12 protein-coding genes are annotated in these 18,792 nt (G+C 68.2%); 4 read left to right on the forward strand and 8 right to left on the reverse strand.

Annotation, left to right across the window (positions count from 1 at the left end; translation table 11 throughout):
• Positions 1–220: 220 nt before the first annotated feature.
• Positions 221–604 carry a hypothetical protein gene (locus tag Q0C59_RS06995; RefSeq protein WP_291213509.1) on the forward strand — a complete coding sequence of 128 codons (384 nt, stop codon included), beginning with the start codon at positions 221–223 and terminating at the stop codon, positions 602–604.
• Here the strand turns inward: Q0C59_RS06995 and Q0C59_RS07000 are convergent, their stop codons facing one another.
• Positions 605–925, reverse strand: a complete 321-nt coding sequence (locus tag Q0C59_RS07000; protein WP_291213511.1) for a hypothetical protein — start codon at positions 923–925, stop codon at positions 605–607.
• A gap of 102 nt (positions 926–1,027) precedes the next feature.
• Here Q0C59_RS07000 and Q0C59_RS07005 point away from each other — a divergent pair, with 102 nt between their 5' ends.
• A complete protein-coding gene (locus Q0C59_RS07005; RefSeq protein WP_291213513.1) occupies positions 1,028–1,930 on the forward strand; it encodes an SMP-30/gluconolactonase/LRE family protein in 903 nt (300 codons plus the stop codon).
• Here Q0C59_RS07005 and uvrA read toward each other — a convergent pair whose 3' ends face one another.
• The gene (gene uvrA / locus Q0C59_RS07010) at positions 1,931–8,026 is read right to left on the reverse strand and encodes an excinuclease ABC subunit UvrA (RefSeq protein ID WP_291213515.1); all 6,096 of its coding nucleotides are present in this window, start codon (positions 8,024–8,026) and stop codon (positions 1,931–1,933) included.
• A 132-nt stretch (positions 8,027–8,158) separates the two neighbouring features.
• On the opposite strand from uvrA, the gene Q0C59_RS07015 reads away from it, so the two are divergent.
• On the forward strand, positions 8,159–9,292 hold the full coding sequence (locus Q0C59_RS07015) for an ABC transporter substrate-binding protein (RefSeq protein WP_291213517.1): 1,134 nt from the start codon (positions 8,159–8,161) through the stop codon (positions 9,290–9,292).
• 8 nt (positions 9,293–9,300) lie between these two features.
• On the opposite strand, the gene Q0C59_RS07020 is transcribed toward Q0C59_RS07015, so the two are convergent.
• The 3 genes from Q0C59_RS07020 to Q0C59_RS07030 form a co-directional block, all read right to left on the reverse strand.
• Positions 9,301–9,738, reverse strand: coding sequence for a universal stress protein (locus tag Q0C59_RS07020; protein ID WP_291213519.1), 438 nt, complete (start codon positions 9,736–9,738; stop codon positions 9,301–9,303).
• Between the two features lie 93 nt (positions 9,739–9,831).
• Entirely contained in the window at positions 9,832–12,663 is a 2,832-nt protein-coding gene (locus tag Q0C59_RS07025) for a molybdopterin-dependent oxidoreductase (RefSeq protein ID WP_291213521.1), read from the reverse strand.
• Positions 12,660–14,375, reverse strand: coding sequence for an NADH-ubiquinone oxidoreductase-F iron-sulfur binding region domain-containing protein (locus Q0C59_RS07030; RefSeq protein WP_291213523.1), 1,716 nt, complete (start codon positions 14,373–14,375; stop codon positions 12,660–12,662). The genes Q0C59_RS07025 and Q0C59_RS07030 overlap by 4 nt, the downstream gene beginning before the upstream one ends.
• Before the next feature lie 68 nt (positions 14,376–14,443).
• Between Q0C59_RS07030 and Q0C59_RS07035 the strand changes: the two genes are divergently transcribed.
• Entirely contained in the window at positions 14,444–15,514 is a 1,071-nt protein-coding gene (locus Q0C59_RS07035) for a substrate-binding domain-containing protein (protein ID WP_291213525.1), read from the forward strand.
• A gap of 1 nt (position 15,515) precedes the next feature.
• On the opposite strand, the gene Q0C59_RS07040 is transcribed toward Q0C59_RS07035, so the two are convergent.
• Genes Q0C59_RS07040 through Q0C59_RS07050 form a run of 3 tightly spaced genes read right to left on the reverse strand, consistent with a single transcriptional unit; the run spans position 15,516 to position 18,780 of the window.
• Positions 15,516–16,796, reverse strand: a complete 1,281-nt coding sequence (locus tag Q0C59_RS07040) for a Zn-dependent hydrolase (RefSeq protein WP_291213526.1) — start codon at positions 16,794–16,796, stop codon at positions 15,516–15,518.
• Entirely contained in the window at positions 16,793–17,530 is a 738-nt protein-coding gene (locus tag Q0C59_RS07045) for a GntR family transcriptional regulator (protein WP_291213528.1), read from the reverse strand. The genes Q0C59_RS07040 and Q0C59_RS07045 overlap by 4 nt, the downstream gene beginning before the upstream one ends.
• 44 nt (positions 17,531–17,574) lie before the next feature.
• On the reverse strand, positions 17,575–18,780 hold the full coding sequence (locus Q0C59_RS07050) for an amidase (protein WP_291213530.1): 1,206 nt from the start codon (positions 18,778–18,780) through the stop codon (positions 17,575–17,577).
• Positions 18,781–18,792: the final 12 nt, after the last annotated feature.

The raw sequence follows: 18,792 nt of genomic DNA on the forward strand, positions 1-18,792 counted from the left end.
CAGACCCAGCAGCAAGCCACAAGCCGCCAGCAGCCGGGCTTCGCCCCAGTGCTCCACCCAGCCGGTCCAGTCCATGGACTTCTCCATATCGATGCATTAGTGCATGCTGATATTAAGACAATGACCGGTCCACAGGTTGATCTGGCGCAAGCCCGCCCCAGATGCAGGAGACCGTTAAGCTCGAATGCCCCCCTGGCTCCACCCTTGAAAGGACCTCCGCATGGCCATTCCCTGGCTGCTCGCCCTGAAAGTGATCCCCTGGGGTGACGTGATCGAACACGCGCCCAAGGTGCTCAACGCTGCGCGCAAGTTGATGGACCGGCAGAAGTCGCCCGACAGCCCGCCGGTCTCCCCCTCGCCCATGGACCTGGTGTCGGACACACCGCCCAGCCTGGCAGAACTGCGCAACCGGCTGATCGAAGCGCGCCAGCTCATCGACCAGCAGGCCCAGACCCAGACCCAGATGGCGCAAACGCTGGCCGAACTGGCCGAGCAGAACGCGCGGCTGGTGGCGGCGGTGGAGTTGCTGCGCGTGCGAACCCGCGTGCTCATGTTCGTCATCGCCGCGCTGGTCATCGGCGTGATCGTGCTGTTCGCGCGCTGATCAGCCCCGTTCGCTCTTCAGGCTGGCATCACAGCCCACGCCCGCTGCGATCCAGCGGTGGGCCAGCTTCTGCAAAACCGGCGCCGCCCAGCGCCAGCGCGGGCCCAGCACGCCCGCGGCATCGGTGATGGCGCCGCAGCGGTAGACCGCCTGCGCTTCGTCCCAGCGCAGTGCGTCACACGCCCCGCTGCGCTTGCGCGAGATCACCTGCCCCAGCGGGCAGGGCTCGGCCAGGCAACACACCCCGCAACCGTTGCACGGCGCGCCCAGCGCGGGCTGCGCCGGGGCGGACGGGTGGATGTGAATGACCTGATGCTGCACGGCGCGAGAGTAACGCAGGCGTCACCTGCCTGAAGGCCCGCGCTTGCCTGGGCCCACCGCGCTGGTCTAAGGTGGTCACTCCAACAAATTCAAGGAGACAACATGGTCATCGATCCGCGCTTTTCGGTTCTGGTCTCGGGCTACACCTTTCTGGAGAGCCCCCGATGGCACAACGACCGGCTGTGGCTGTCGGACTTCTACACGCACCAGGTTCTGAGCGTGGACCTGCAGGGCCAGGTGGAGAAGATCGCCGAGGTGCCCGGACAACCCTCGGGCATGGGCTGGCTGCCCGACGGGCGCTTGCTGGTGGTGTCCATGCGCGATCGAAAGATCCTGCGTCAGGAGGCCGATGGTCGACTCGTCACCCACGCCGACCTGTCGTCCATCGCCGGCGGTCACACCAACGACATGGTGGTGGACTCACACGGTCGCGCATACGTCGGCAACTTCGGCTTTGATCTCATGGGCGGCGGCACGCCGCAAGCCGCCACGCTGGCGCGGGTGGACCCCGATGGTTCGGTGCGTGTCGTGGCGAACGATCTTTACTTTCCCAACGGCAGCATGATCACGCCCGACGGAAAAACCCTCATCGTCGGCGAGACCATGGGCAACCGCATCTCGGCCTTCGACATACAAGCCGACGGCGCGTTGGGTGCGCGCCGCGACTGGGCGGCCTTCGGCCCCTTGCCGACGTTGACCGACATCGGCACCGTGCTGGGCAATCTCAAGGCAGCGCCCGACGGCGCCACGCTGGACGCCGAGGGCGCTGTCTGGTTTGCCGACGCCATCGCCAACCGGGTGGTGCGCATGGCGCCCGGCGGCGAGATCCTGGAAAGCATCTCAACCGGCGCCCTCGGCGCGTTCGCCTGCACGCTCGGTGGCCCGGCCGGACGCACGCTGTTCATCTGCGTGGCGCCCGACTTCAACGAACACGCTCGCCAGCAGGCGCGCGAGGCGTCTGTGTGGATGACCGAGGTGAGCGTGCCCGGCGCCGGGCGACCCTGATCAGCGCGCCAGCACCGGGCCCAGCACCCGCCCGGTGTGCGTGTCCAGCCGCACCACCTCGTCGGGCGGTGCCGCGGCCACGATAAGACCACCACCGCCACCGCCCTCGGGGCCGAGGTCGATGATCCAGTCGGCTTCGGCCATCACGTCCAGGTCGTGCTCGATCACCACCACGCTGTGGCCGCCGTCCACCAGGCGGTGCAGCACGCGGATGAGTTTTTCCACATCGGCCATGTGCAGGCCCACCGTGGGTTCGTCCAGCACGTACAGCGTGTGCGGCGGCTTCTGGCCGCGGCGCGTGATGTCGTCGCGCACCTTGCTGAGTTCGGTGACGAGCTTGATGCGCTGCGCCTCGCCGCCGCTGAGCGTGGGGCTGGGCTGGCCCAGCGTGAGGTAGCCCAGACCCACGTCTTTCAGCAACTGCAGCGGGTGGCCGATGCTCGGCATGGCGGCGAAGAAGTCGACCGCCTCGTCCACCTCCATCTGCAGCACGTCGCCGATGCTCTTGCCCTTCCAGGTCACGGCCAGGGTCTCGGGGTTGAAGCGGGCGCCGTGGCAGACCTCGCAGGGCACCTTCACGTCGGGCAGAAAGCTCATCTCGATGGTGCGCATGCCCTGGCCTTCGCAGCCCGGGCAGCGGCCTTCGCCGGTGTTGAAGCTGAAACGGCCCGGGCCGTAACCGCGCGCCTTGGCTTCCAGCGTGTCGGCGAACAGCTTGCGCACCGTGTCCCAGAAGCCGATGTAGGTGGCCGGGCATGAGCGTGGGGTTTTGCCGATGGGTGTCTGATCGACTTCGAGCACGCGGTCCACGGTCTCGTATCCGCTCACGCTGGCGCAGCCCGACCACGCCGGGTACTGGCCCTTGTCCATCGCGTCGCGGCCGGCCCGGGTGCTGCGCTGGGCGACGGCGGCGGCCACGTTGGTCAACAGCACGTCGCGCGCCAGCGTGGACTTGCCGGAGCCGGACACGCCGGTGATCACGACCAGGCGTTGCAGTGGCACCGCGGCGTCGAGCTGGTTGAGGTTGTGGAGCTGGGCGGCATGCACCCGCAGCCAATGACTTGATCCCTCCCCCGCTGGGGGAGGGCTGGGGTGGGGGCTCGCCTGAGCCACGGCATTCGGTGCGCCTGCCTCCATCCCTGCCTTCCCCCAGAGGGGGAAGGAATCGAGCGGGGTCACCTCGCGCCTCGGCTGCAGCGGATGTTTCATCGCATGCAGCAGATAACGCCCCGTTACCGACTCGGGATTCGCCGAGAGGTCGTCCACCGAACCCTGCGCCACCACGCGCCCACCGCGCTTGCCCGCGCTGGGGCCGATGTCGATGATGTGGTCGGCGCGGCGGATGGTGTCTTCGTCGTGCTCCACCACCACCAGCGTGTTGCCCATGTCGCCGAGCTTGTGCAATGCGTTGAGCAATATCGCGTTGTCGCGCGCGTGCAGGCCGATGGTGGGTTCGTCGAGCACGTAGCACACCCCTTGCAGATTGCTGCCCAGCTGCGCCGCCAGGCGGATGCGCTGCGCCTCGCCGCCGCTGAGCGTGGGCGCTCCGCGGTCCAGCGTGAGGTAGTTCAGGCCCACCTCTTCCAGAAAGGCAAGGCGGCTTTCGATTTCGGGCAGCAGGTCGCGGGCGATGCCGGTTTCGCGGGTGGACATCACGGCTTCTTTCATGAGGCCTTGCACCCACTGCCGCACCTCGCGCACCGACAGCCGCGCCACGTCGGTGATGCCCACACCGCTGAATCTCACCGCGCGGGCCTGCGCGTTCAGGCGCGTGCCTTCGCAACCCGGGCAAACTTCGTCGACCAGGTCGTCCACCTCGGGTTCGGCAAAGCTCTGCTCACGGCCACGCTCCTTGTCGTCGCGCACCGAATCGTCGAGCACGCTGCGCTGGTCGCGCGAGAGCTTCAGCCCTGTGCCCACGCAGTCGGGGCACCAGCCGTGCTTGCTGTTGTAGGAGAACAGGCGCGGGTCGAGCTCGGGGTAGCTGGTGGCGCAGACCGGGCAGGCGCGCGTGGTGGAAAACACCTCCAGCTGGCCGAGTTCACGGGTGGACGAGCCCTCTTCCAACGCACGGGCCAGGCCGTCGAGCGGGTGCAGCACATGCACCACGCCCTTGCCGATCTCCAGCGCCTTGGTGAGCTGGCTGCGCAGCTGGGCTTCCTGATCGGCATTCACCACAAAGTCGGCCACCGGCAGCTCGATGGTGTGTTCCTTGAAACGGTCGATGCGCGGGAAACCGGTGGTGGGGAGGAACTCGCCGTCCACGCGCAGGTGGGTATAGCCGCGCGGGCGTGCCCAGTCAGCCAGCTCGGTGTAGATGCCCTTGCGGTTGACCACCAGCGGCGCGAGCAGGCCGATGTGTTGGCCCGCGTAGCGCTTGAGGATAGCGGCCGCAATGCTGTCGGCGCTCTGCGGCATCACCGCCGCGCCGTCGTGCACGCAGTGCTGCGTGCCCAGCTTCACATACAGCAGGCGCAGGAAATGCCAGACCTCGGTGGTCGTGCCCACCGTGCTCTTGCGCCCGCCGCGTGAGAGCCGCTGCTCGATCGCCACGGTGGGCGGGATGCCGTAGACCGCGTCCACCTCGGGGCGGCCCGCCGGCTGAACGATGCTGCGCGCGTAGGCGTTCAGGCTCTCCAGATAGCGCCGCTGGCCTTCGTTGAACAGGATGTCGAAGGCCAGCGTGGACTTGCCCGAACCGCTAACGCCCGAGATCACGTTGAACTGGCCGCGCGGGATGTTCACGCTCAGGTTCTTGAGGTTGTGTTCCTTGGCGTTGACGATGCGGATGGCGTTGCCGTGCTGGTCGCTGCGGCGCGCCGCGGCGGCCAAGCCGCTTGACTGGCCCAGGTAGTCGGCCGCGCGGCCCTCGCGCACGGCGTGCACCTCGCCCATGGACAGCGCGTATTCGCGCAAGGCCTTGGCGGTGTGGCTGCTGGCGTGTTCACGCACCTGCTCGGGCGGGCCTTCGGCCACCACCAGGCCACCGGCGTCGCCGCCCTCGGGGCCCAGGTCGATCAGCCAGTCGGCCGAGCGGATCACGTCCAGGTTGTGCTCGATCACCACCAGCGAATGGCCGGCGTCGATCAATTTGCGCAGGCTGCGCATGAGCTTGGCGATGTCATCGAAGTGCAGGCCGGTGGTGGGCTCGTCGAACAGGAAGAGCGTGCCCTTGCGCGAGAGCGGCTGGCGGCTCGCGCTGGCACTTTTGGAGGCCTCGGCCAGGAAACCCGCGAGCTTGAGGCGCTGCGCCTCGCCACCGGAGAGCGTGGGCACGGGCTGGCCGAGCTTCACGTATTCGAGACCCACGTCCACGATGGGTTGCAGCACGCGGATGACTTCGCGGTCGGCCTTGAAGAGCTCGGCGGCTTCACTCACCGTGAGGTCGAGCACGTCGGCCACGTTGAGCGAACGATCGCCGCGTTCGATGCGCACCTCCAGGATTTCGGGCCGATAGCGCTTGCCGTCACAGTCCGGGCAGCGCAGGTATACGTCGCTCAGGAACTGCATCTCCACATGTTCAAAGCCTGAGCCACCGCAGGTGGGGCAGCGCCCGTCGCCACTGTTGAAGCTGAACTTGGCGGGCGTGTAGCTGCGCTGGCGCGACAGCGGTGCGTCGGCGAACAGCGCACGGATGGCGTCCCACGCGCCCACATAACTCACCGGGTTGGAGCGCGCGGTCTTGCCGATGGGCGACTGGTCGACGAACACCACCTCGCCGAGTTGTTCGGCGCCGAGCAGCCGGTCGTGTGCGCCGGGCGTGTCGGTGGACTTGCCGAAGTGGCGCAGCAGCGCGGGTGCCAGCACGTCCTGGATCAGGCTGGACTTGCCCGAACCCGAGACTCCGGTGACGACCACCAGGCGCTGCAACGGGAACTCGACCGACACGTCTTTCAGGTTGTGTTCGCGAGCGCCTTCCAGGATGAGGCGCGGCGTGCTGTCGGTCACCGCACGCTTGAAGCCCATGCCGATGGTCTTGCGCGCGCCGAGGTAAGCGCCGGTCAGCGTGTCGGCCGAACGGATCGCCTCGGGCGTGCCGTCGAACACGATCTGCCCGCCGCGTTCGCCCGGGCCGGGGCCCATGTCGATCAGGCGGTCGGCCGCGAGCATGACGGCGGGGTCGTGCTCGACCACCACCAGCGTGTTGCCCGCGTCGCGCAGGCGCAGCATCGCGTCAACGATGCGCGCCATGTCGCGCGGATGCAGGCCGATGCTGGGCTCGTCGAGCACGAACAAGGTGTTGACCAGCGAGGTGCCCAGCGCCGTGGTGAGGTTGATGCGCTGCACCTCACCGCCGCTGAGCGTTCGGCTTTGGCGGTCCAGTGTGAGGTAACCGATGCCGACCTCGCAGAGGTAACGGATGCGGGTGTTGATTTCGTCGAGCAGGAGTTTGAGGGCCTGCGCCTGGCCAGTGTTCGGCTCCTTCCCCCCCTGGGGGAAGGTTGGGATGGGGGCTTGCGCGGGGGAGGGAGCCAAAGAGGCGAAGAAGGTGCGCAGCTTGTCCAGCGGCAACAACATCAAGTCGTGCAGACACAGCCCCGGCAAAGCCTCCACCTGCGCACGGCTCCACTTCACGCCGTGCGGCAAATAACGCTTCTCCGGCTTCAGCACCGCATCCGCCTGCACCTTGGTGCCCAGACGCCAGAGCAGGCTGTCGGTCTTCAGGCGCGCGCCACCACAGCTCGGGCACTCGGTGTAGCTGCGGTACTTGGACAAGAGCACGCGGATGTGCATCTTGTAGGCCTTGCTCTCCAGGTACTCGAAGAAGCGGTCCACGCCGTACCAGTGCTGGTTCCACTTGCCGTTCCACTGCGGCGAGCCTGCGCGCACCCAGTGTTTCTGCTCCTCGGTGAGCTTCGCCCAGGGCGTGTCGCGCGGGATGCCGGCGGCTTCCGCGTGCCGCATCATGTCGTCCTGCGCCTCTTTCCAGGCCGGCGTCTGGAACACCTTGATGGCGCCGGCACGCAGCGTGAGCTTGTCGTTCGGAATCACCAACCCATAGTCCACCCCGATCACCCGTCCGAATCCGCGGCAGGCCTCACAGGCCCCCACCGCCGAGTTGAACGAAAACATCGACGGCGTGGGTTCGCTGTAACGAATGTCGCTCTCGGGGCAATGCAGGCCGGTGCTGAAACGCCAGATCTCCGGCTCGGCCGCCTCTTTCAATTCGGGGCTCAATTCGGGGTCAGATTCCAATTTCGCGCTCGCGAAATTGGAATCTGACCCCGAATTGGCTGACCCCGAATTGGCGAGGGCGTAGACCATGAGCTTGCCGCCGCCACGCTTCAGACCGACCTCGATGGCCTCCATCACGCGCGCGGGTTCGGTCGTGCCGATGCGGAAGCGGTCGGCCACCACGTCGAGCACCTTGATCGCCTCCATGGGTGCGGTCTTCGCCTTGCCTTTGGTCTTGGCCTTGTCGTCCACGGCGGGCGCGGCGCGGTGCACGACGCGTTCGGCCTGCACCCGTGTGTAGCCGCTGGCCGAGAGCCACTGCTCGATTTCTTCCGGGGTGGTGCTGGCGGGCAGCTCCACCGGGAAGGTGACCACCAACCTCGGGTCACCCCGCTCCTCGGCCCGTTGTTTCAATTCAAGATAAATCGACTCTGGCGAGTCGTGCCGCACCAGGGCGGCGGTGTCGCGGTCGAACAGCTCGGCGCCGCGCGCAAACAAAAGTTTGAGGTGGTCGTTGAGCTCGGTCATGGTGCCCACCGTGGATCGTGAGCTGCGCACAGGGTTGGTCTGGTCGATGGCGATCGCTGGCGGCACGCCCTCCACCCGGTCCACCGCAGGTTTGTCCATGCGGTCGAGGAACTGGCGCGCATAGGCGCTGAAGGTCTCCACGTAGCGGCGCTGGCCCTCGGCAAACAAGGTGTCGAACACCAGGCTCGATTTGCCCGAACCGCTGGGCCCGGTGACCACCGTGAGTTCGCCCGTGCGGATGTCGAGGTCGATGTTTTTCAGGTTGTGCTGGCGCGCGCCACGGATGCGGATCAGGCCAGTGCCACCTTCCGTCGGTCGGTCACGACCCTCATCGTCGGACGCGGGTTGAATCGCGCCCGCAGGCAACTCGGCGGGCAAAAAGGCATCGGACATGCAGGGGGCTCCAGAGGGGGACGCAAAGATTCTACGGAGCGATGCGGCATACCCCACACCGTGTACGTCATAACCACAATTTCCCACCCGGGCTGACTGCCTAGACTGAGCCCTCATTTCGATACACACACCATGAAAAAAATCTCCGATTCCTGGTCCAGGGGCCTCACCACCCTCGCGCTCACCGGGCTTGTCACCCTCTCCCTGCCCGCCTGGGCGCAGCTGCGCATCGGAAACCCGTCGGGCATCACCGGCTCGGTGGCGGCCGGCGTCAAGGAAAACATCGACGGCGCCCGGCTGTACTTCGACGCGGTGAACGCACGCGGCGGCGTCAACGGCCAGAAGATCGACATGATTTCGGTGGACGACAAGTTCGACCCCAAGGTCACGGTGGAAGTCTCGCGCCAGCTCATCACCGAACAGAAGGTGCTGGCCCTGTTCCTGAACCGGGGCACACCGCATTCACAAGCCCTGCTGCCCATGCTGGCCGAGTTCAAGGTGCCGCTGGTGGGCCCGAGCACCGGGGCCATGGTGCTGCACGAGCCGGTGAACCCCTGGGTCTTCAACGTGCGCGCCACCTACCAGCGCGAGGCCGCCAAGGCCATCGAACACCTCGCCAGCATCGGCATGACACGCATCGCGCTGCTGGAGACCGACGACTCCTTCGGCGCCGACTCGGCCGCGGGTGCGCTCAAGGGATTTGCCACGGTGAAACAGACGCCGGTGATGCAAGAGAAGTTCCCGCGCGACAAGCCCGACTTCACCGAGCTGGCGACCCGCGTGGTGAAAAGCAACGCCCAGGCGGTGATGGTGATCGGCTCGGCCGGCAACGCCGCCAACGGCATGAAGGCGATCCGTGAAGCGGGTTCGCGGGCGCAGCTGGTCACGTTGTCCAACAACGCCTCCGAGGGCTTCATCAAACTGCTGGGCGAACACGCTCGCGGCGTGATCGTCACGCAGGTCTTCCCCAACGAGCGCTCGGTGGCGTTTCCGCTGATCAAGGAAGCGCAGGACCTGGCCAGGGCCAAGGGCCTGGAGGGCGTGTCGCCCGCCATGATGGAAGGCTTTGCCGCCGCCAAGGTGCTCACCGAAGGCCTGCGCCGCGCCGGCCCCAACCCGACCCCGGTGGCCCTGCGCGACGCGCTGGAAGGCATGCGCAACTACGACATCGGAGGTCTGCAGATCAGCTACAGCGCCACCGACCACACCGGCCTGGATTTTTCGGATCTCTCGATCGTCAACGCCAGCGGCAAGTTCATGCGCTGAGAGCGTCTCTACGATTTCACGATCAGCACGGGCATCTTGGCGTGGGTCAGCACCTTCTGCGCCACGCTGCCCAATATGAGCGCTTTCACCCCTTGGCGGCCGTGCGAGCCCATCACGATCAGGTCGCATCCTTCGGCCTCGGCTGTTTCGATGATCCCCTCGTAGACCACGTTGCGCTCGATGGTGTCGCCGGCGAACGGCACGCCTTCGGCGGCGCAGGCCATGCTCGCGGCATCAAGCGCCACGCCGGCCGCGGTCTTGGCCTCGGTGAGGTAGGCCTGCAGGCCGATGGCCGAAGCGTCACCGATGCCGATGTAGGGAAACGGGTCGATCACGTAGACGCCCACGATCTGGGCTCCCTGGCTCTTGGCGAGGCCCACGGCGGCTCGGGTGGCGAACACGCCGAGCTCGGAGCCATCGGTGGGCAGCAGGATCTTCTTGAACATGGTCGCTTTCCTCCAGTTGATGAATGAACAGTTCCGCGCGCGGCGGCTTCACGCCATCGTAGAAAGGGCCTGGTCGACCAGCTTTGCGTCAGATCAAACCGGGGCCGATTCCTGCGTGAGCACCGCAGGGCGCACGTCCACCGCACAGTACTTCAGTTCGGCGATCTTGCCCACCGGGTCCAGGGCCGGGTTGGTGAGCAGGTTGGCCGCCGCTTCGGCGTAGGCGAACGGAATGAAGGCGGTGTCCAGCGGCATGGCGTCGTCCAGCCGCACCGGCAGAGCCACTGTGCCGCGGCGCGAACGCACCTGCGCCACAGCACCGGCCTGCAGCCCCAGCCGCTGCGCGGTGGTGGTGTGCAGGCTGACCACCGGGCCGGGTTCGAGCGCATCGAGCACGCCGCTGCGCCGCGTCATGCTGCCGGTGTGCCAGTGCTCCAGCTGGCGCCCGGTGATGAGCACCATGGGGAAGGTGGCGTCGGGCACCTCGGCCGGCGGCGTGACATGGGCGCCGACCAGCGTGGCGCGCCCGCTGATCGTGGGAAATCCGTCGGTGAACACCACCGGGTGGCCCGGGTCGCTCTCGCTGCTCACCGGGTAGGTCACCGCGCCTTCGCGCTGCAGCCGCGCCCACGAGAGGCCGGCGATGCTGGGCATCATGGCGCGCATCTCTTCAAACACGGCGCCAATGCCACCGTGTGCGTCTTCGGTGGCGGTGCCATCGGCGGCCACGCCATACGTCCAGTCCAGACCCAGACGGCGCGCCAGCTGCTCGGTGATCCACGCATCGGCCCTGGCCTCACCGGGTGCGCGCACGGCCTTGCGCCCGAGCTGCACGCAGCGGTCGGTGTTGGTCACGCTGCCGGTCTTCTCGGGCCACGCGGTGGCGGGCAAGACCACATCGGCCAGGCTCGCGGTTTCGGTCAGGAAGATGTCCTGCACCACCAGGTGGTCCAGCCCCGCGAGCGCCTCTCGCGCATGGGTGGCGTCGGGGTCGCTCATGGCCGGGTTCTCGCCCTGGATCAGCATGGCGCGGATCTCGCGGCGGTGCGCCGCGTCAATGATCTCCACCACGGTCAGGCCGGCCTCGCTGCCCAGCGTGCCGGGCGGCAGGTTCCACAGGTGCTCGGCTTTCTCGCGGGCGTGCACATCACTCACCTTCTGGTAGTCGGGCAGCACCATGGGAATCAGCCCCGCGTCGCTCGCGCCCTGCACGTTATTCTGCCCGCGCAGCGGGTGCAGCCCGGTGCCGGGGCGGCCGATCTGTCCGGTGATGAGCGAAAGCGCGATCAGGCAGCGCGCGTTGTCGGTGCCGTGGGTGTGCTGGCTGATGCCCATGCCCCAGAGGATCATGCTGTTCTTCGCCGTGGCGTAGGCGCGCGCCACCTCGCGCAGCGTGGCCGCATCGATGCCGCAGACCGGCGCCATGGCCTCGGGCGAGAAGTCCACCAGGTGGGCCTTGAGCAAGGCGAAGTCCAGCGTGTGCGCTTCGATGTAGGCCGGGTCGGTGAGGCCTTCGAACACGATGGTGTGCAGCAGCGCGTTGAGCAGCGCCACGTCGGTACCGGCCTTGAAGCCCAGGTGCTTCCAGCTGTGGCGCGCGAGTTCGGTGCGGCGCGGGTCGGCCAGCACCAGCTTCATGCCGCGCTTGACCGCGTTCTTGATCCAGGTCGCGCCCACCGGGTGGTTCTGCGCCGGGTTGGCGCCGATCAGCAGCACGAAATCGGCGTGCTCCACGTCGCGCAACGGGTTGGTCACCACGGCCGAGCCCAGTCCTTCCATGAGCGCGGCCACGCTGGAGGCGTGGCACAGGCGCGTGCAGTGGTCCACGTTGTGCGTGGCGAACGCGGTGCGGATGAGCTTCTGGAACAGGTAGGCCTCTTCGTTCGTGCCCTTGGCCGAACCGAAGCCGGCCACCGGGCCCTGGCGGCCACGCGCGGTGGTGCTGGCCATGGCCTGCTTGAAGCCGTTGGCGGCCACGTCCAGCGCTTCGTCCCAGCTGGCTTCGCGGAACAAGGTCTTCCAGTCGCGGCGCATCACCGCATGCGGATCTTTCGGTGCGTCGGCGCGGCGGATCAGCGGGCGCGTGAGCCGCTCGGGGCTGTGCGCGTAGTCAAAGCCGAAACGGCCCTTGACGCACAGGCGACCTTCGTTGGCGGGGCCGGCGATGCCCTCGACGTGTTCGATCTTCTCGTCACTCACGTGATACGTGAGCTGGCAGCCCACACCGCAGAAGGGGCAGACGGAATCGACGGTCTTGTCTGAAACCTTGGCGTACGCGCCATTGGCTGGCGCAATCGCACCCGTGGGGCAGGCCTGCACACATTCACCGCAGGCCACGCAGGTGCTGGAACCCATGGGGTCGTTCTGGTCGAACACGATCTGCGCGTGGCCACCGCGGAACGCGAGACCCAGCACGTCGTTGCCCTGCGTTTCGCGGCAGGCGCGGATGCAGCGCGTGCACTGGATGCAGGCGTCGAGGTTGACGGTCATGGCCGGATGACTCAGGTCTTGCGCGGCGGCGGCACGGGCAGGGAAGCGCCCTGCCCTCGCACCCGCGATACCGGCCCAATGTGCCAGCTCACTGTCGTGTTTGAGTGCCGCCGTGTCCGGCGCGTCCGACAGCAGCAGTTCCAGCACCGTCTTCTGTGCCGCCGCCGCGCGCGGGCTGTCGGTGGTGACCACCATGCCCGGCGTGGGAGACCGGCAGCACGAGGGTGCGAGCACGCGCTCACCGTCGATCTCCACCACACAGGCGCGGCAGTTGCCGGGGCTGCGCAGGCCGTCCTGGTGGCACAGATGCGGCACGGCCACACCGGCGCGCTGCGCGGCCTTGAGCAGGGTCTCGCCCGGCGCGGCTTCCACCGCGCGGCCGTTGAGCGTGAAGGCGATCGGGGCCGAGTGTTCGGGCAAGTCGTTGGTCTTCATGCGCCCACCTCGTGAGGAAAGAACCGCAGCACACTGTCCACCGGGTTGGGTGCCGCCTGGCCCAGGCCGCAGATGCTGGCGTCGCGCATCACCTGCGAGAGCTCGGCCAGCAGCGCTGCGTCCCACACCGGCGCCTGGATCAGCTCCACCGCCTTGGTGGTGCCGGCGCGGCAGGGTGTGCACTGGCCGCAGGATTCGTGTTCAAAGAAGCGCATGAGGTTCAGCGCCGCGTCGCGGGCCCGGTCGTGCTGGCCCATCACCACCACCGCCATGGAACCGATGAAGGCGCCGTGCTCGGCCAGGGTGTCGAAGTCCAGCGGCACGTCGGCCAGGGCGGCGGGCAGGATGCCGCCCGAGGCACCACCGGGCAAGTACGCGTACAGCGTGTGGCCCTCGGCCATGCCGCCGGCGTGTTCGTCAATGAGTTCGCGCAGCGTGATGCCGGCGGGCGCCAGATAAACGCCGGGCTGCTTCACCCGGCCCGACACCGAAAAGCGCCGCAGGCCGTTGCGCCCGGCGCGTCCGTGCGTGGTCAGCCACGCGCCACCGTGCGCCAGGACCTCGGGCAACCACCACAGGGTCTCGGGGTTGTGCGCCAGCGTGGGCCGGCCGAACACGCCGTGCAGCGCGACGATGGGCGGCTTCAGACGCGGCAGGCCGCGTTTCCCTTCCACCGATTCGATGAGCGCGGACTCTTCGCCGCAGATGTAGGCGCCGGCGCCGCGCCGCAGTTCGATGACAGGCGGTGTGTAGCCCGGGTATTGCGCAGTGAGCGCCTGCAGACGCCCCTGCAGCGTGTCGAGTTCACGCTGCAGCAGCACGCGCGCATCGTGGTATTCGTCGCGCAGGTACAGCCACACGTGAGCTATGCCGACCACCTGCGCGGCGATCAGCAGGCCTTCGAGCACCTGCGGCGCACCCGCCTGCGCGCTGGTGAGCACGTGGCCGTCCTTGAAGGTGCCGACCTCACCTTCATCGATGTTCACCACCATGTGGCGTGGGCCGGGTTGGGCGCGCACCGTCTCCCACTTGCGCCACGCCGGAAAACCCGCGCCGCCCAGGCCACGCAGGTTGGACACCTTGAGTTCGGACAGCACCTGCTCGTTGCTCAGTTCGCCAGAAAGCAGGCGCTGCAACTGCTTGAGTTCAGACGCCTCGGGCACCGGCAGCTCGCGCGGGTCGGTGTCGCCGCTCTTGAGCAAGGCCTGCACCGCGTCCACCGTGGCGTGCGGCAACTGCCGCTGCCCCACACACGCGGCCGGCGCGCGGTGGCACTGGCCGATGCAGGGCGCGGGCTGCACACGCACCGAGCTGTCATGCGCCAGGGCCATTTGCAGATCGGTCATCAACTGGTGGCTGCCGGCCATGGAGCACGAGAGGCTGTCGCACACACGGACCACGGTGGCGGGCACGGCCGCGTCGTCGTCCACGATCTCGAAGTGGTGGTAGAAGCTCGCGACTTCGAACACCTCGACCTGGCTGAGTTTGAGCCTCTCGGCCAGCGCGGCCAGGTGGCCATGGCGCAGCGCGCCCTCACCGTCCTGCAGCCGGTGCAGGTGTTCGATCAGCAGGTCGGTGCGCGGCGCCAGGCCTGCGCACAAAACCGCCACGCGCTCGCGCGCCTGCGGTGTGGTCTGGCGACCCTTGGGGGTGTGGCGCGGTGCGCCGCGGCGCACGGTTTCCACGGGTCGGATGGGGATCACGGTGGTCATCGTCGCAGCCTAGCACCGGCACCGGGTTTTAATATGTTCTTCATTGCATAAACCCGGGCCCTTCCGCCATGCTGCGCGTCACCCTGCAACCCCGATGGCACCTCAGCCAGGACAACGGTCCCGCGCTGGACGCCAACACCTTGCTGCAGCTGCTGGCGGCGGTGCAGGCCTCGGGCAGCATCTCGCAGGCGGGCCGCGAACTCGGTCTCTCGTACCGCCACGCCTGGGGTCTGCTGCAGCAGGCTGAAGCGCTGTTTGGCCAGCCCCTGCTGGTGCGCGGGCGGGGGCGCGGCTCGGCACTCACCGAGCTGGGCGAAAAACTCATCTGGGCCGATGCCCGTATCGGAGCGCGGCTGCAGCCGCTGCTGGAATCCCTGGCCTCGGAACTCGAAGGTGAACTCGGGCGCGTGCAGCGCCGCCAGCGCGCAGTGCCGCGCCTGCACGCCAGCCACGGGTTTGCGGTGGCCGCGCTGCGCGAGCAACTGGCTGCGCGCCAGGTACCAGTGGAACTGCGCTACCGCAACAGCCTGGAAGCCGTGGCCGCGCTCGCGCAGGGCGACTGCGAGCTGGCGGGCTTTCACGTGCCGCTGGGCGAATTCGAGGCGGCCGCGGCGCAGCGCTATTTGCCCTGGCTCCAGCGCGACCAGCACCTGCTGGTGCACCTGGCGGTGCGCACGCAAGGTTTGTTCGTGGCTCCCGGCAACCCGAAAGGCATTCAAGGCCTGGCAGACCTCACGCGTCGTGGCTTGCGCTTCGTCAACCGGCCCGAGGGCTCGGGCACACGCGTGCTGACCGACCTGCTGCTGCAGCGCCACGGCATCGACGCGCGCGCGGTGACCGGTTTTGACAACACCGAGCTGACCCACGCCGGCGTGGCCGCCTATGTGGCCAGCGGCATGGCTGATGTGGGCATCGGCGTGCAGACCGCCGCGCACCGCTTCGGGCTGCACTTCATCCCGCTGCTGAAAGAGCGCTACTTCTTCGCCGTGCCACCCGACGCGATGGACCGCGCGGAACTGCGGCCGGTGCTCACCGTGCTGCGCTCACCGGCGTTCCGCTCGCGTGTGGCCGCGCTGCAGGGCTACGAGGCGGCGAGCACCGGGCAGGTGATGGCGCTGGGCGAAGCCTTCCCGGACTGACTCAAGCGTCCACAACGCCAGCACGCTCCAGCATGGCGTGCAGCAGCACGTTGCAGCCGGCGGTGATGTGCGCGGGCTTCGCGTCTTCGATCTCGTTGTGGCTGATGCCGTCCTTGCAGGGAATGAAGATCATGCCGGCCGGCGCCAGTTGCCCGGCGTAAATGGCGTCGTGCCCGGCGCCCGAGACCACCGGCATGTGGCTCAGACCCAGCTGCTCGGCCGCGCCCTGAACGGCCTGTACACAACCGGCGTCGAACGGCTGCGCCGCGTAGCTGGACACCTGCTCGATGCCGATCGCCATGCCGGTTTCTGTGCTCAGGCGCGCAGCGAGCGCACGCACTTCCGCCACCTGCTGGTCCACCAGCGCGTCGGTGCTGTTGCGCAGGTCGATGGAGAACTTCACCTGGCCCGGAATCACGTTGCGGCTGTTGGGGTGCACCTGCACCATGCCCACGGTGCCGCGACCGTGCGGACCGTGGCGCAGCGCCGAGGCCACCACCTCCTGCATGAGGTGGGTGGCCACCTGCAGTGCGTCGCGCCGCAGCGCCATGGGCGTGGGGCCGGCGTGTGCCTCCATGCCGGTCACGGTGCAGTCAAACCAGCGGATGCCGAGCACGCCGTGCACCACGCCGATGGTGACGTCGGCGTCTTCGAGCACCGGGCCTTGTTCAATGTGGGCCTCGAAGTAGGCGCCGATGGGGTGGTCGCCAGGTTCCTGCTCGCCGATGTAGCCGATGCGCTCCAGTTCTTCACGCACGGTCTTGCCTTCGGTGTCGCGCGCGGCGTAGGCGTGTTCCAGCGTGAAGGCTTTGGCGAACACGCCCGAGCCCATCATCACCGGCACGAAGCGTGAGCCTTCCTCGTTGGTCCAGAACGCGACCTCGATCGGCGCCTCGGTCTGGATGCCGTGGTCGTTGAGCGTGCGCACCACCTCGATGCCGGCCAGCACACCGTAGTTGCCATCGAACTTGCCGCCGGTGGGCTGGGTGTCGATGTGGCTGCCGGTCATGACCGGGGGCAGTGCCGGGTTGCGCCCGGGCCGGCGCATGAACACATTGCCGATCTTGTCGACCGTGACGCTCATGCCGGCTTCGCGCGCCCAGCGCGTCACCAGGTCGCGGCCCTGGCGGTCGAGATCGGTCAGCGCGAGGCGGCAAACGCCGCCCTTGGGCGTGGCGCCGATCTGCGCCAGCTCCATGAGCGAGGCCCACAGGCGCTCGCCATCGATGCGCAGGCCGGTGGTAGCGGTGGTGTATGAGGGTGTGGGTGTGAGGGTGTTCATGGCAGTTCGGGTTCGGGCTGGGGGGTGTCGCGGTAGGCGGCAAAGGCATCGCGCAGGCGCCGGCCACGCACCGGCGTGTCGACCAGCGAGCGCTCCAGCTCCACCAGGTGTTTGCGCATCTCGGCGGCGGCGGGCGCGCTGCCGCGCAGCAGGGCATCGATCAGGTCCACATGGCGGTGGGCCACGCAGACCTGCCCGCCATCGACCTTGAAGCGCGCCATCAGCAGCGAGGTGGTGGGCAGCAAACCGTTGAGCAGGCGGCCGAACACGGGGTTGCCGTGCATGCGCGTGAGCGCGTGGTGAAACTCACCCGACATGCGGATGGCTTCGGCCCGGTCGCCGCGCTGGTCGGCGGCCTGTTCGGCCTGCGCCACTGCGCGCAGCTCGGCCAGCTGCTCAGGTGTCAGCCGGCCACCCAGGCGGCGTGCCACCTCGCATTCCACGATGCGCCGCGCCTCGAACACATGGACCGCGTCTTCCAGGCTGGGCAGCGGCACACGCGCGCCGCGGTTGTGGCGCAGCTCGATCACCTGGTCTTGCGCGAGGCGTTGCAGGGCCTGGCGCACCACCGTGCGCGAGACCTTGAATTCGGTCGCCATCTCGGCTTCGCGCAGCCATTCGCCAGGCGCGAGCCGGTGTTCCAGCACGGCGCGGTAAATGGCATCAAACACCCGGTCGGTGGCAGTGCCGTCGGGCTCGGTGGATGGGGGCGACAGGGGCAGCTCGGTGTTCATGGATCAACATTGGATCAGGCTTGGCTGACCGGCGCCTTGGGGGTCTATTTGCCGGTTCCCCGTGTGATGCGCTCGGCCAGGCGCACCAGGCTGCGGTCGCTGCCGCGCGGACCCAGCAGCGAAAAGCCCAGCGGGGCACCCGCGCGGCGCGCCAGCGGCAAGCTGAGTTGCGGAAAGCCCGACAAGCCGGCCACACACAGCAGGCGGATGGCGCGGTTGCGGTAGTCCTCCAGCGCGCTCTCCGGGTCGGCCACGCGGGGCGCGATGTCGGGCATGGTGGGCATGACGAGTACGCCGTCGTCGCCCAGCAGTTGCGTCAGGTGGTCGGTGAAGCGCTCGCGGAAGGCACGGCCCTCGGCGGCCTGCGCGTCGGTGACTTTTGAACTCCACTCAAAACGCTGCGCCACACCCGGCCCGAGCGGCGGCGCAAAGCGGCGGATGAAATCGCCGTCCACCTGCCACGACTCGTGGCCCTGGATGTGGCGGAAGTGCCAGTACATCGCGTCCAGGCTCTCCAGCACCACCTGCGCCTTGCCGGCCTTGCCGAGCACGGCCTCGATCTGGCTGCGCGCAGGCGCGAGCGCCTTGCGGGCTTCCGGTGTGGCCAGCGCCCACAGGTCGGCCGGGGCGAGCAGGCGCACGTTTTTCGGCAGGGGTTGGGCATCGTCACCGAGCAGCACCTTGGCCACGCGGGCGAAGGTGGGCACGTCGCGCGTGAACCAGCCGCAGGTGTCCAGGCTGGGCGCGAGGTCGAGCGCGTCCTGCAGGCTCACGCGGCCATGGCTGGGCCGCAGGCCGACCAGGCCGCAATGGCTGGCCGGGGCGCGCACCGAACCGCCGGTGTCGGTGCCCAGCGCAAAGTCGCACAGGCTGTGCGACACCGCGGCCGCCGAGCCACAGGAAGAGCCCCCGGCGATGCGGTCGGGCGCGGCGCCGTTGATGGGCGAACCGAAGTGCGCGTTCTGTCCGTTCATGGAAAACGCCAGCTCGTCGGTGATGGTCTTGCCCACGAAGCGCGCGCCCGCATCCAGCAGGGTCTGCACCGTGGGCGCCGTGCGGGTCTGCACACCGAGCAGCGCCAGCAGCAAGGGCTGGCCACCGCTGGTGGGGTAACCCTGGATGTGAAAGAGGTCCTTGACGCCGAAGCCCAGCCCGGCGAGCGGACCGGTGGCCGCACGCGGCACCGGCACGGCGGGGTAGGGCATGAAGGCGCGGGCGGGATCGTGCAGAACGTCGGCGTGGGGTGTCATGGGATCTTGTTG

Origin of the sequence: Hydrogenophaga sp., from assembly GCF_022844385.1 — a bacterium.
Taxonomy (GTDB): Bacteria; Pseudomonadota; Gammaproteobacteria; order Burkholderiales; family Burkholderiaceae_C; genus Hydrogenophaga.